This is a genomic window from Amycolatopsis sp. NBC_01480, from assembly GCF_036227205.1.
Lineage (GTDB): Bacteria > Actinomycetota > Actinomycetes > Mycobacteriales > Pseudonocardiaceae > Amycolatopsis.
On record NZ_CP109442.1, the window covers coordinates 572536 to 587054 of the forward strand.

Here is a 14519-nt window from a genome sequence, read left to right on the forward strand (position 1 = left end):
CTCCCTCTTACGCGACGAGCCGGTAGCCGGCCTCGGTGACGGCCGCCGCGACCGCGTCCGCGGCGAGCGGCGCTTCGCTGGTGACCTTGACCCGGCCGGACTCCAGGTCGACGTCGACCTCCCGGACCCCCGTGAGTTCGCCGACCTCTTCCCGCACCGCGCCGACGCAGTGCGCGCAGGTCATACCCTCGACGGTGTAGGTGGCTTCAGTCATCGATCCGGCTCCTTCGGCAGTGGTCTCGCCCGATGCCTTCTTTATACCCCTCCGGGGTACGGGTTTACCACCCGGCCCGCCTGTGGGGCCGGTTACCCGTCGCGGCAGACTGCGGGTATGCGGAAGATCTACGCGATCGGGATCGGCGCCGGCGACCCGGAGCACCTGACCGTCCAGGCGGTGGACCGGCTCAACCGGGCCGACGTGTTCTTCATGCTCGACAAGGGCGACGCGAAAGCCGACCTGGTCCGGCTGCGCCAGGAGATCTTGGACCGCTTCGTGGCGCGCCCGGGCTACCGGGTGGTGAGCGCGAAGGACCCCGACCGCGACCGCACGCCGCAGGACTACCGCGCCGCGGTCGCCGACTGGCACCAGGCGCGCGCCGAGGTCTACGAGCGCCTGATCCGCGACGAACTCGCCGACGGCCAGACCGGCGCCTTCCTGGTGTGGGGCGATCCCTCGCTGTACGACAGCACCATCGCGCTGATCGAGGCGGTGCTCGCGCGCGGCAACGTGTCGTTCGGCTACGAGGTGGTACCGGGGGTGAGCAGCATTTCCGCGCTGGTCGCCCGGCACCGCACGACGATGAACCAGATCGGCCGCGCCGTGCAGCTCACCACCGGCCGGCGCCTGGCCACCGGCTGGCCAGAGGACGTCGACGACGTGTTCGTGCTGCTCGACGCGCACACGACGTTCGACCGTTTCGTGGACGCGGGCCTGGAGATCTACTGGGGCGCGTACGTGGGGACGCCGGACGAAATCCTGCGCTCCGGCCCCCTCGACGCCGCGCTCGCCGCGGAGATCAGCTCGGTGCGGGCGGAGGCACGGGAACGGCACGGGTGGATCATGGACACCTACCTGCTGCGCCGGCCCGCCTGATCCCGCCGCAGGCGTCCAGTCTGTAAAAGGTGCTGATATAGCAGTAGGGCCCCGGGAGAACCGTTGGAGGTTCTCGACCGGGGCCCTACTGTCATGTTGAGTTCGGCGGCGTCCTACTCTCCCACAACCCTTCGGTTGCAGTACCATCGGCGCTACCAGGCTTAGCTTCCGGGTTCGGAATGGGACCGGGCGTTTCCCTGGCGCTATAACCACCGAAACACTACGAAACAACACACACCCACCACCAGAACTTCGATGGTGTCGGTGTGGTGTTTCAGAGCTGTAGAGTGGATGCGTAACATCTTCGTGGGCAAGTCCTCGGCCTATTAGTACCAGTCAACTCGACAACACATTACTGTGCTTCCATTTCTGGCCTATCAACCCAATGGTCTCTTGGGGGCCTTAACCCACATGGGGTGGGATACCTCATCTTGGAACAGGCTTCCCGCTTAGATGCCTTCAGCGGTTATCCCTTCCGAACGTGGCCAACCAGCCATGCCCCTGGCGGGACAACTGGCACACCAGAGGTTCGTCCGTCCCGGTCCTCTCGTACTAGGGACAGCCTTCCTCAAGTATCCTACGCGCGCGGCGGATAGGGACCGAACTGTCTCACGACGTTCTAAACCCAGCTCGCGTGCCGCTTTAATGGGCGAACAGCCCAACCCTTGGGACCTACTCCGGCCCCAGGATGCGACGAGCCGACATCGAGGTGCCAAACCATGCCGTCGATATGGACTCTTGGGCAAGATCAGCCTGTTATCCCCGGGGTACCTTTTATCCGTTGAGCGACACCCCTTCCACCAGGTGGTGCCGGATCACTAGTCCCGACTTTCGTCCCTGCTCGACATGTCTGTCTCACAGTCAAGCTCCCTTGTGCACTTGCACTCAACACCTGATTGCCAACCAGGCTGAGGGAACCTTTGGGCGCCTCCGTTACTCTTTAGGAGGCAACCGCCCCAGTTAAACTACCCATCAGGCACTGTCCCTGAACCAGATCATGGTCCGAGGTTGAGATTCCCAATTCGACCAGAGTGGTATTTCAACAACGACTCCACAGTAACTAGCGTCACCGCTTCACAGTCTCCCACCTATCCTACACAAGCCGAACCGAAAACCAATACCAAACTATAGTAAAGGTCCCGGGGTCTTTCCGTCCTGCCGCGCGTAACGAGCATCTTTACTCGTAGTGCAATTTCGCCGGGCCTGTGGTTGAGACAGCCGGAAAGTCGTTACGCCATTCGTGCAGGTCGGAACTTACCCGACAAGGAATTTCGCTACCTTAGGATGGTTATAGTTACCACCGCCGTTTACTGGCGCTTAAATTCTCAGCTTCACCCCCGAAGGGATTAACCGGTCCTCTTAACGTTCCAGCACCGGGCAGGCGTCAGTCCATATACATCGTCTTGCGACTTCGCATGGACCTGTGTTTTTAGTAAACAGTCGCTTTCCGCTGGTCTCTGCGGCCACCCACCCCTAGCCTGTAAAAAGCTTCAGGATGTTTGGCCCCCCTTCTCCCGAAGTTACGGGGGCATTTTGCCGAGTTCCTTAACCACAGTTCACCCGATCGCCTTAGTATTCTCTACCTGACCACCTGTGTTGGTTTGGGGTACGGGCCGTGCATGCACTCACTAGAGGCTTTTCTCGGCAGCATAGGATCACTCTACTTCGCCTCAAACGGCTACGCATCACGTCTCAGCCTCATGGAACACGGATTTGCCTATGTTCCGGCCTACACGCTTACACCAGGACAACCATCGCCTGGCGGAGCTACCTTCCTGCGTCACCCCATCGCTTGACTACTACGAAATCAGGTCCCACGCTCCACACACCCACCTAAGCCCGAAGGCTTCGCTGAGCGGCTTTGGGTGGTTAGTATCAAACGCCTCGTCATGGGCGCACATGCTCGGGTACGGGAATATCAACCCGTTGTCCATCGACTACGCCTGTCGGCCTCGCCTTAGGTCCCGACTTACCCTGGGCGGATTAGCCTGGCCCAGGAACCCTTGGTCATCCGGCGGCAGAGTTTCTCACTCTGCATTCGCTACTCATGCCTGCATTCTCACTCCCACACCCTCCACGACTCGTTCACACGGCCGCTTCCCTGGATGCAGGACGCTCCCCTACCCATCAACACGACTACACAAGGACTTCAAGAGTCCAAGCGGATCTATTGTGTCAATGACACAGCTTCGGCGGTGTGCTTAAGCCCCGCTACATTGTCGGCGCAGGACCACTTGACCAGTGAGCTATTACGCACTCTTTCAAGGGTGGCTGCTTCTAAGCCAACCTCCTGGTTGTCTGGGCAATCCCACATCCTTTCCCACTGAGCACACACTTAGGGGCCTTAGCTGGTGTTCTGGGCTGTTTCCCTCTCGACGACGAAGCTTATCCCCCGCCGTCTCACTGCCACACTCTCACACCACGGTATTCGGAGTTTGGTTGATTTCGGTAACCCGGTAAGGCCCCTAGACCATCCAGTAGCTCTACCCCCGCGGTGAAACATGTGACGCTGCACCTAAATGCATTTCGGGGAGAACCAGCTATCACGGAGTTTGATTGGCCTTTCACCCCTACCCACAGCTCATCCCCTCAGTTTTCAACCTAAGTGGGTTCGGGCCTCCACGACGTCTTACCGTCGCTTCACCCTGGCCATGGGTAGATCACTCCGCTTCGGGTCTAGACCACGCGACTCACACGCCCTATTCAGACTCGCTTTCGCTACGGCTACCCCACACGGGTTAACCTCGCCACGCAGCACTAACTCGCAGGCTCATTCTTCAAAAGGCACGCCATCACCTTATTACGGCTCTGACGGCTTGTAGGCACACGGTTTCAGGTACTCTTTCACTCCCCTCCCGGGGTACTTTTCATCTTTCCCTCACGGTACTAGTCCGCTATCGGTCTTCAGGAAGTATTTAGGCTTACCGGGTGGTCCCGGCAGATTCACAGCAAATTCCACGAGCTCGCTGCTACTCGGGAACACCACCAAAATCGATGAAACTGGTTTTCGCGTACGGGACTCTCACCCACTCCGGTCGCCCATCCCAAGGCGTTCCACTAACCAGCACACCCATCCGAGAACGTGTCAGCATTCTCAAGGCGGGTCCCACAACACCGACTACACAACCCCTGACAGGTATCACATGCAATCGGTTTAGCCTCTTCCGCTTTCGCTCGCCACTACTCACGGAATCACGGTTGTTTTCTCTTCCTACGGGTACTGAGATGTTTCACTTCCCCGCGTTCCCTCCACACCGGCTATATATTCACCGGCAGGTAACACCACATCACTGGTGCTGGGTTTCCCCATTCGGAAATCCTCGGATCACAGCTCGGTTGACAGCTCCCCGAGGCTTATCGCAGCCTCCTACGTCCTTCATCGGCTCCTGAAGCCAAGACATCCACCATGTGCCCTTAACAACTTGACCACAAAGATGCTCGCATCCACTCTACAGTTCTCAAACACCACACCAGAAACAACAGTGTGTTGCCTCAGGACCCAACAGCGTGCCAATGAACACCCGACAACCCGAGCTAACGAAACAAACGTTCCACGCGACACCCGAAGATGCTGCAGTACTTGCTTGAACCTCACTCACCATCGCCGGCGATAACCAGTAGTTCCACAATTCCTTGAGCAAGCTCGGCAACACCACAGGCGGGTGTTAAACCGTGCCCACTCCACACTCGGTTCCGGGTATCCCGGGAATGTGGATGTGTTGTGCTCCTTAGAAAGGAGGTGATCCAGCCGCACCTTCCGGTACGGCTACCTTGTTACGACTTCGTCCCAATCGCCAGTCCCACCTTCGACCACTCCCTCCCTTACGGGTTGGGCCATGGGCTTCGGGTGTTACCGACTTTCATGACGTGACGGGCGGTGTGTACAAGGCCCGGGAACGTATTCACCGCAGCGTTGCTGATCTGCGATTACTAGCGACTCCGACTTCACGCAGTCGAGTTGCAGACTGCGATCCGAACTGAGACCGGCTTTAAGGGATTCGCTCCACCTCGCGGTATCGCAGCCCTCTGTACCAGCCATTGTAGCATGTGTGAAGCCCTGGACATAAGGGGCATGATGACTTGACGTCATCCCCACCTTCCTCCGAGTTGACCCCGGCAGTCTCCCACGAGTCCCCGCCATAACGCGCTGGCAACGTAGGATAAGGGTTGCGCTCGTTGCGGGACTTAACCCAACATCTCACGACACGAGCTGACGACAGCCATGCACCACCTGTACACCAACCACAAGGGAAGCCCCATCTCTGAGGATGTCTGGCGCATGTCAAGCCCAGGTAAGGTTCTTCGCGTTGCATCGAATTAATCCACATGCTCCGCCGCTTGTGCGGGCCCCCGTCAATTCCTTTGAGTTTTAGCCTTGCGGCCGTACTCCCCAGGCGGGGCGCTTAATGCGTTAGCTACGGCACGGACAACGTGGATGTCGCCCACACCTAGCGCCCAACGTTTACAGCGTGGACTACCAGGGTATCTAATCCTGTTCGCTCCCCACGCTTTCGCTCCTCAGCGTCAGTATCGGCCCAGAGACCCGCCTTCGCCACCGGTGTTCCTCCTGATATCTGCGCATTTCACCGCTACACCAGGAATTCCAGTCTCCCCTACCGAACTCAAGTCTGCCCGTATCGACTGCACGCTGAAGGTTAAGCCTCCAGATTTCACAGCCGACGCGACAAACCGCCTACGAGCTCTTTACGCCCAATAATTCCGGACAACGCTTGCACCCTACGTATTACCGCGGCTGCTGGCACGTAGTTAGCCGGTGCTTCTTATCCAGGTACCGTCACTTGCGCTTCGTCCCTGGCGAAAGAGGTTTACAACCCGAAGGCCGTCATCCCTCACGCGGCGTCGCTGCATCAGGCTTTCGCCCATTGTGCAATATTCCCCACTGCTGCCTCCCGTAGGAGTCTGGGCCGTGTCTCAGTCCCAGTGTGGCCGGTCACCCTCTCAGGCCGGCTACCCGTCGTCGCCTTGGTAGGCCATTACCCCACCAACAAGCTGATAGGCCGCGGGTTCATCCTGTACCGCCAGAACTTTCAACAACCCCCCATGCGAGGAGATGTGATATCCGGTATTAGACCCCGTTTCCAAGGCTTATCCCAGAGTACAGGGCAGATTACCCACGTGTTACTCACCCGTTCGCCACTCATCCACCACCGAAGCGGTTTCAGCGTTCGACTTGCATGTGTTAAGCACGCCGCCAGCGTTCGTCCTGAGCCAGGATCAAACTCTCCAACAATGAACAGTTCGATCGAGACCATTCTCTCAATCATTCTCAAAGGAAACCCCGACGAGGGGGTTTCATATAAGCTCTACTGGCTTAGTTCACTAGCACACTGTTGAGTTCTCAAGCAACACACCCCAGAAGAAACCAGAACCCCTCAGGGCCAGCCTCAACCGAAGCAGTCATTCCTAGCAGTTTTTGGTGGGACACCCACTCCATCACCTTCCGGTGAGAGCTTGGTTCGTGCCCCGGCGGCCACCCGGTTTCCCTGGCGACTTGGAGAACTTTACATGCCGAAAAACCCTCCGGAACAGGGGGGTCCCTTAACTGGATCTTCGCAGGTCAAACCACGCGAACCAGCCAAGCGAAGCCAGGATCGGCCGCTCGCACCCCCGAACCTACTCGCAAACCGCCCTCAAGAACATTGCTCCGACTACATTGCGTTCCATTGCACCGATGGATAGCTCTGATTAGCGTCGGCGGCATGGCACAGCTCCAGCTCGGCGACGGCACCTGCCTCGCGTACGACGACCACCGGCCCGAGAACACCGGCCTTCCCCTGCTGCTCGTCCACGGCCACCCGTTCGACCGCTCGATGTGGCGTCCCCAGGCGGAGCACTTCGCGCGGCGCGGCCATCGTGTGGTCGTCCCGGATCTCCGCGGATACGGCGAGAGCACCGGGCCCGCCGTCGAAACCCTGGCCGGCTTCACCCGGGACCTCATCGCCCTCGCCGATCACCTGGGCCTGGCGGAGTTCGGGCTCGGCGGCCTGTCCATGGGCGGGCAGATCGTCATGCAGACCGTCCGGGACCACCCCGGGCGCGTCAGCGCGCTGCTTCTCGCCGACACCTTCCCTACAGAAGAGACAGCGGAGGGGAAGGTGGCGCGCAACGCCGCAGCTGACCGCGTGCTCGTCGAGGGCATGGCTCGCTACGCGGACGAGCTGCTCCCGAAGATGGTGTCGGCCGAGACCCTGCGAGACAGCCCCGACGTCGCGAAGCACGTTCTCACGATGATGCGTGACGCTCCCGCCGAAGGAGCCGCGGCGGCGTTGCGGGCCCGCGCCGAACGGCCGGACTACCGCGAGGTGCTCGGCCGGGTCGGCGTCCCCACGCTGGTGGTCGTCGGCAGTGAGGACGAGTTCACCCCGGTCTCCGACGGCGAGCTGATGCACCGGCTCGTCACCGGTTCCGCGCTGGCGGTGATCCGGGGCGCGGGCCACTTGCCTAACCTGGAGCGCGCGGCCGAGTTCAACGACGTGTTCGGCCGGTTCCTGGACACTCCCCGGCTCCGGCCGGCCTCAGGGGAAGAACGGTGACCCACCCCATGAAGACCGTATTCGTGACCGGCGCGAGTGCCGGCTTCGGCGCCGCGATCACGCGCCGGTTCGTCGCCGAGGGCGCGCGGGTCGTCGCCGCGGCCCGCAGCGAGGACAAGCTGGCGGCGCTGGCCTCGGAGCTCGGCGAGGCCGTGCTGCCCGTCGTGCTCGACGTGCAGGACGCCGACGCCGTCACGTCCGTGATCGCCGCGCTGCCCGAAGGGTGGGGGCAGGTGGACGTGCTGGTGAACAACGCCGGCCTGGCGAAGGGCCTCGAGCCCGCCCATCAGGCGCAGCTGGCCGACTGGGACCAGATGATCGCGACCAACGTGACCGGCCTGGTGCACGTCACGCGCGCGCTGCTGCCCGGCATGGTCGAGCGCGGCCGCGGCCACGTGATCAACATCGGCTCGATCGCGGGCACCTACCCGTACCCCGGCGGCAACGTCTACGGCGCGACCAAGGCGTTTGTGCACCAGTTCAGCCTGAACCTGCGCAGCGACCTGCACGGCACGGGCGTGCGCGTGACCAACATCGAGCCGGGCATGGTCGGCGGCACGGACTTCTCGAAGGTGCGCTTCGGCGGCGACGAGGCCAAGGCCGGCAACGTCTACGCCGGCACCACGCCGCTGACCGCCGAGGACGTCGCCGAGTCGGTGTACTGGGCCTCCGCGCAGCCGCCGCACGTGAACGTGAACGTCATCGAGATCATGCCGGTGGTGCAGAGCTCCGCCGCCCTGCAGATCTACCGCGAGAGCTGAGCCGGGAACGCCGTCAAGGACTCCTTACCGGCGCTGGACGCGGGTAAGGAGTCCTTGGCGGTGGATCAGGACGGCGCGAACTCGGCGAGGCCGAACAGCTCGTAGAGCGCCTGCTGCGCCGGGTCGCGGTCGGTGAGGATGCGGCGGGCGCGCGGGCGGCCGCCGGTGGACGGGTAGCGCAGCACCGTTTCGCCGATGCCGCACAGCTGGTCCAGCAGCTCGCCGACGGACAGGTTCATGCCCGCGTTGTCCGCCTCGCGCCGCATCACGTGGGTGACGGTGGCGGCGAGCACCGAGACGAGCGTGTGCACGGCGATGCGGTGGCGCGTCCACTCCCAGCGCGGCTTCGGGCCGACGGCGGCCGGGCCGGTCAGCCAGCGGAACGTGGACTCCAGGTGGGTGCGCGCGCGGTAGGCCGTGACCAGTTCGGCCACCGGCCAGTCGTGGTCGGTGACCAGGATCTGCTTGCCGAAGAACTCGTCGACGAGCCGGGTGACGGCGGCCTGGTCCACCTGCCAGGTCAGCCGCAGCTCACCCGGGTGCGTGCCGCTCAGCGTGGTGGTCAGCACGCGTTCGGCGCGGCGGCCGCGGGTGACTCGGGCGATCTCGGAGCGCACTTGCGCCCGGTCGCCGCGGTGGGTGCCCGCGGCCAACGCTGCGGCGAGGCCGTCCAGCTCGCGGACGGCGGTGCTCAGCTCGTCGGCGAACGCCCGTGACTGCGCGGCGTGCAGCGTGGCCGAGTGGGTGAGGATCACCCGCCTTCGCACGCCGTCGACGACGGCCCGGGTGTCGATCGCCGTGAGGCCGGCGAAACGCTCCGGGTCCACGCGCCGGCGCAGCGACGCCGGCTGGGTCAGCAGTTCCGGATGGTCGGCCAGCGGCAGTGATCCGACAAACCCACTGCGCGCGCCGAGGTCCAGCTGCGCGGCCTGGCCCGAGTGGAAGACGAGCGTGAGGCCGGTGGCGGGATAACGCTCGCCCAGTTCCCCGGCCAGCGCGCCGAACGTCGGGGCCGCGCCGCCCTCGCGCCGGTAGACCCGCGACGAGAGCGGGATCGCGCCGTCTCGCGTCACCACCAGGCCCAGCCCGGCCAGGACGTCCTGGCACGCCGAAGGCAGCGTGCAGTCGGCGGCGGTGAAGGCGGCGAACTGCGGCACGTCGACCGCGAGCGCCGACGTGCCGTCGTCGCCCAGCAGGTCGAGCACCGCTTCCGCGATGGCGGTCTCGATGGCCGTGATCCGCTCCGGGGTGAGGCGTTGCAACGCGCGCCAATGAGCCTCCGTGGTCACCGCGGCTTTCGGCGGGCGCGGGCGAACCAAGTCCTGCGCAACGGAGCCCGCCCACCACTCGCCGAGCGCGGTGCCCGGCGCGGTCGCACGGTGCAGGACGGCGAGCGCGAGGTGGAGGCCGAGCGTGGTCTTCGCGCGCTGGGGGCCGACCACGGCGTCGACCCGCCGGACGAGGTCGAGCCGCCGCAGCGTGCCCCAGACCGCGGCGATGTCGCCGAACGTCCGGTGCCGCGCGCCGCCGGGGGCCGATCCGCCGCCGGCCAGCGCCCCGGCGATCTCCTCGGCCGTGCCGAGGTAGCGCTGGCCCACCACCCGGGGCTCGCCGTCCACCCGCGCGGACTCGGCCAGGTAGTAGTAGGTCCGGCCGCCGATCCGCTTCCCGATCACCGATGCCACACTTTAGGTAATACACGCGCAACCGGTGATCGACAACCTTCCCGGGCCGCTGACCTGGGCGGACGATCTTCGGTCCCGAATGGGTGAGGCAGTGACGAGCGGGGCACTGGTCGGCGACCGGACGCGGACCTAGCGTGGCGGGAATGGCACCCGACCCTGACCTGACCGCCCCCACCCCGTCGGCGATGCGACGCGCGCTCGCCCGGGCCCGGGACGGGAAGACGCTCGACGTCGCCGAGTCCACCGTGCTGCTGCACGCGCGCGGCGAAGACCTGGCGACGCTGTCCGACCATGCCTCCCGAATCCGTGACGCCGGCCTCGAAGAAGCCGGTCGCGCGGGCATCATCACCTACAGCCGCAAGGTCTTCATCCCGTTGACCCGGCTTTGCCGCGACCGTTGCGGCTACTGCACTTTCGTGACCGTGCCGGGGCGGCTGGAGTCGCCGTTCCTCTCGCCCGACGAGGTCCTCGACATCGCCCGCAAGGGCGCGGAGATGGGCTGCAAGGAAGCGCTGTTCACGCTCGGCGACCGGCCGGAGGACCGCTGGAGCGCGGCCCGCGACTGGCTCGACGCGCACGGCTACGACGACACGCTCTCGTACGTCCGCGCGATGGCCATCCGCGTGCTGGAGGAGACCGGCCTGCTGCCGCACCTGAACCCGGGAGTGCTGAGCTGGCAGGACTTCCAGCGGCTCAAGCCCGTCGCGCCGTCGATGGGCATGATGCTGGAGACCACCGCGACCCGGCTGTGGAGCGAGAAGGGCGGCCCGCACTACGGCTCGCCGGACAAGGAGCCCGCCGTCCGGCTGCGGGTGCTGGAGGACGCCGGGCGCAGCTCGGTGCCGTTCACCACCGGGGTGCTGATCGGCATCGGCGAGACGCACGAAGAACGAGCCGAGGCCCTGTTCGCCATCCGCAAGACCGCGCGGGAGTACGGCGGCATCCAGGAAGTCATCGTGCAGAACTTCCGCGCGAAGCCGGACACGAAGATGCGCGCGACCCCGGACGCCGACCTGGAGGAGCTGGCGGCCAACATCGCCGTCGCGCGGCTCGTGCTCGGGCCGAAGATGCGCATCCAGGCCCCGCCGAACCTGATCGGCAACCAGTACGACCTGATGATCCGCGCCGGGATCGACGACTGGGGCGGCGTTTCGCCGCTGACCCCGGACCACGTGAACCCCGAGCGCGCCTGGCCGCAGATCGACCAGCTCGCGCGCCAGACCGAGAAGGCCGGCTACCAGCTTCGCGAGCGGCTGACGATCTACCCCGAGTACGTGAACATCGGCGAGCCGTGGCTCGACCCGCGCATCACCCGGCACGTGGCCGCGCTCGTCGACCCGGCGACGGGGCTGGCGCGCGAGGGCGCGATGCCGGTCGGCATCCCGTGGCAGGAGCCGGACGGCGGCTGGCAGCAGTCCGGCCGCACCGACCTGCACACCGAGATCGACACCACCGGCCGCACCGACGACCGTCGCGGCGATTTCGACTCCGTCTACGGCGACTGGAACGAGCTCGCGGGCAAGATCAAGCCGGGCCCGCAGAAGTTCGACACCGACGTGCTGGAAGCCTTGCGCAGCGCGGAAAAGGACCCCGCCGGGCTGTCTGACGACGCCGCGCTGGCCTTGCTGCACGCCGACGGCCCCGAGCTGGACGCGCTGACCAAGCTGGCCGACGACCTCCGCCGCGAGGTGGTGGGCGACGACATCACGTTTGTCGTCACGCGGAACATCAACTTCACCAACGTCTGCTACACGGGTTGCCGCTTCTGCGCCTTCGCCCAGCGACGCACGGACGCCGACGCGTACACGCTTTCGCTGGACCAGGTCGGCGACCGCGTCGACGAGGCGTGGGCCGCGGGCGCCACCGAGATCTGCATGCAGGGCGGCATCCACCCGGACCTGCCGGGCACCGCGTACTTCGACCTGGCGGCCGAGGTGAAGCGGCGGCAGCCGGACATCCACCTGCACTCGTACAGCCCGATGGAGGTCGTCAACGGCGCCTCGCGGACCAACCTGTCCATCCGGGACTGGCTGATCCGCGCGAAGGAGTCCGGAGTGGACTCCCTGCCGGGCACCGCGGCGGAGATCCTCGACGACGACGTGCGGTGGGTGCTCACCAAGGGCAAGCTGCCGACATCCGCGTGGATCGAGGTGGTCACCACCGCGCACGAGATCGGCCTGCCCACCACGTCCACGATGATGTACGGGCACGTGGACAACCCCAGCCACTGGGTCGCGCACCTCAAGCTGCTGGCGCGGCTGCAGCGCGAGGGCATGGAGAAGAACGGGCGGCGCGGGTTCACCGAGTTCGTGCTGCTGCCGTTCATCCACCAGAGCGCGCCGATCTACCTGGCCGGCTTGGCCCGCGCGGGCACCACGCTGCGCGAGAACCGGGCGGTGCACGCGCTGGCCCGGCTGCTGCTGCACGGCACGTTCGACAACATCCAGAGCTCCTGGGTGAAGCTGGGCGAAGAGGGCAGCCGCGCGGTGCTGCAGGGCGGGGTCAACGACATCGGCGGCACGCTGATGGAGGAGACGATCAGCCGCATGGCCGGCGCCGCGAACGGCTCGTACAAGACCATCAGCGACATGCGCGCGATGGTCGAGCCGCTGGGCCGCCCGCTGCGTCAGCGGACCACGGGGTACGGCACGCCTTCGGCGGAGCGGATCGCCGCGGCGGACGCCTCCGACGGGGTGGCTACGGCGGTGCGTAAGCCGCTGCTGCCGTTGCTGACTCCGTAAGGGGTTTGCTTTGAAGGGGGCTTTCCTTGCTGCGGCGGGGAAAGCCCCCTTTTTTACGGGTTTCGGTGCAGGCGCCGGAGCGCGAGGGCGAGCTGGAGCCGCAGGCGACCGTGCGGGGTGCGGACGGACCAGCCGAGCAGGTGTTCGGCGTGGGTGAGGCGTTCTTGCAGGGTGGAGTGGTGCAGGGTCAGCGCCGCGGCCGCCGCGCGCAGACTGGCGGCACGAGCCACCGCGACTAGCGTCTCCAGCACCCAAGGGGCGGCGGCGCGCGCTTTTTCGACGGCCTCGACGTCGGCGACCGGCGGGGTCGACGGGCCTACGGCATCGGCGAGGACGGCTAGGCCGCCCAGATCGGCGAAGTCCACTACGTGGGGGCCTGGATCGACTTCGGTGCCTGCGGCGGTGAAACGCAACGCGATGCGGGCGGCGGCCCAGGAGGCGGGCAGGTCCCGGATGGGGACGACTGGGCCGAGACCGGCTTGCGGGAGGTCGGACGGGGCGGTTGTGTTTGGTACGCCGGGGTTTGCGGCCCGGTCGGCTGGCGGGGCTGACTCGGCCTGGCTGCCGCGCTGGGCGACGGCGGGGTGCGACGGCCCGGCACTGGCGGGCGAGCCCGAGGAGGTCGGCTGCGGAGCACGATCGACCGAGGTCGTTGGCCCGGCAACAGCGGAGTGCTGCGACGACGCGGCAGTGCGGGCAGCCGAACCCGGGGAAGCATCGCGGGCGGCCGAAGCCGGGGAGGCAGCGCCTGCAGCGCCAGCGGCCAAGGATGTCGGCCCGGCAGCATCAACGGAGCTGGCCACGCTGGACTGCGACGGCCCGGCATCGCGGGCGGCCGAACCCGGGGAGTTCGACTCCACAGCTGGGGCAACCGAACCCGGAGCCTCAGCACCGCCAGCACGGGCGCCCGAGGAGGTCGACCCGGCAGCAGCCGAGAGGACTCCACTGGACTGCGGCGGTCCAGCGGCGCGAGTAGCCGAACCCGCAGCAGCGCGGGCGCCCGAAGACGTCGACCTGGCAGCACCAGCCGAACGGGCCATGCTGGGCTGCGGCGGCCCGCCAGCACCAGTCACGCGGGCCGTGCTGGACTGCGGCGCCCCAGCAACACCAAGGCTCACAGGCCAGTCCCCCGGTGGGGCGAGCTCCGCGCGGCCACCGGGCCGGGCCACGGCGCGGGCGGTGGCGCCCAGGCCGAGGCGGCGGGCGAGGCGGAGGCGGGTCTTCTCGTCGACCGTCGGGTCCAGGACGGCTTCCACAGTGGCCGGGTCCGGGTACGCGGGGCGGCCGCGGGTGCGGTCCAGGACTCCGCGGGCCGCGGCGGCCGCGCGTTCCAGCACCATCGCGTCGACGACGCCGCCGGGGCCGGGGCGTTCCAGCCACAGCGCGGGTGGGCCGTCGGCGCGGACCGGGGTGCTCGGCCAGGCCGGGTCGGGGTCCGTTTCGGCGGGCACGGCCCGGCCGTCCGGCTCGACGCGCAGCCGGACGTGGTGCTCGGCGTCCGCCAGGCGGGCCGGGCAACCGGCCAGCACGGCGGCCCCGCGCACGATCGGCTCCAGCCCCGCGCCCGCCTCGACCAGCTGGTCGAAGTACGCGATCACCTTGACCGTGGCCGCCGCGTCCGGGTCCAGCGCGGCGAGGTGGCTGACGAGGTCCCTCATCGCCCCATCATGCCGCCGAAACGGCTC

The 14519-nt window shown here is 66.1% G+C and carries 7 protein-coding genes and 3 rRNA genes; 4 read left to right on the top strand and 6 right to left on the bottom strand.

The window, feature by feature from the left end; all coding sequences use genetic code 11:
- Positions 1–7 precede the first annotated feature (7 nt).
- Entirely contained in the window at positions 8–214 is a 207-nt protein-coding gene (locus tag OG371_RS02795) for a heavy-metal-associated domain-containing protein (protein WP_329065208.1), read from the bottom strand.
- Between the two features lie 117 nt (positions 215–331).
- On the opposite strand from OG371_RS02795, the gene cobF reads away from it, so the two are divergent.
- Positions 332–1093, top strand: a complete 762-nt coding sequence (cobF, locus tag OG371_RS02800; protein WP_329065210.1) for a precorrin-6A synthase (deacetylating) — start codon at positions 332–334, stop codon at positions 1091–1093.
- Positions 1094–1193: 100 nt separating this feature from the next.
- Here cobF and rrf read toward each other — a convergent pair.
- The 3 genes from rrf to OG371_RS02815 form a co-directional block, all read right to left on the bottom strand.
- Positions 1194–1310 (bottom strand): 5S ribosomal RNA (gene rrf, locus OG371_RS02805).
- Between the two features lie 89 nt (positions 1311–1399).
- Positions 1400–4521, bottom strand: a 23S ribosomal RNA gene (locus tag OG371_RS02810).
- A 304-nt stretch (positions 4522–4825) separates the two neighbouring features.
- A 16S ribosomal RNA gene (locus OG371_RS02815) occupies positions 4826–6344 on the bottom strand.
- Together the 16S, 23S and 5S rRNA genes form the textbook arrangement of a ribosomal RNA operon.
- 469 nt (positions 6345–6813) lie before the next feature.
- Here OG371_RS02815 and OG371_RS02820 point away from each other — a divergent pair.
- Both OG371_RS02820 and OG371_RS02825 read left to right on the top strand, forming a co-directional pair.
- Positions 6814–7647, top strand: coding sequence for an alpha/beta fold hydrolase (locus tag OG371_RS02820; protein WP_329065212.1), 834 nt, complete (start codon positions 6814–6816; stop codon positions 7645–7647).
- A gap of 8 nt (positions 7648–7655) precedes the next feature.
- On the top strand, positions 7656–8408 hold the full coding sequence (locus OG371_RS02825; RefSeq protein WP_329065214.1) for an SDR family oxidoreductase: 753 nt from the start codon (positions 7656–7658) through the stop codon (positions 8406–8408).
- A gap of 65 nt (positions 8409–8473) precedes the next feature.
- On the opposite strand, the gene OG371_RS02830 is transcribed toward OG371_RS02825, so the two are convergent.
- Entirely contained in the window at positions 8474–10093 is a 1620-nt protein-coding gene (locus OG371_RS02830; RefSeq protein WP_442876075.1) for an IS1634 family transposase, read from the bottom strand.
- A 143-nt stretch (positions 10094–10236) separates the two neighbouring features.
- Between OG371_RS02830 and OG371_RS02835 the strand changes: the two genes are divergently transcribed.
- Positions 10237–12834, top strand: a complete 2598-nt coding sequence (locus OG371_RS02835) for a bifunctional FO biosynthesis protein CofGH (protein ID WP_329065218.1) — start codon at positions 10237–10239, stop codon at positions 12832–12834.
- A 53-nt stretch (positions 12835–12887) separates the two neighbouring features.
- On the opposite strand, the gene OG371_RS02840 is transcribed toward OG371_RS02835, so the two are convergent.
- Positions 12888–14492: a helix-turn-helix domain-containing protein gene (locus OG371_RS02840; RefSeq protein WP_329065220.1), complete on the bottom strand. Its 1605-nt coding sequence runs from the start codon at positions 14490–14492 to the stop codon at positions 12888–12890.
- Positions 14493–14519 lie beyond the last annotated feature (27 nt).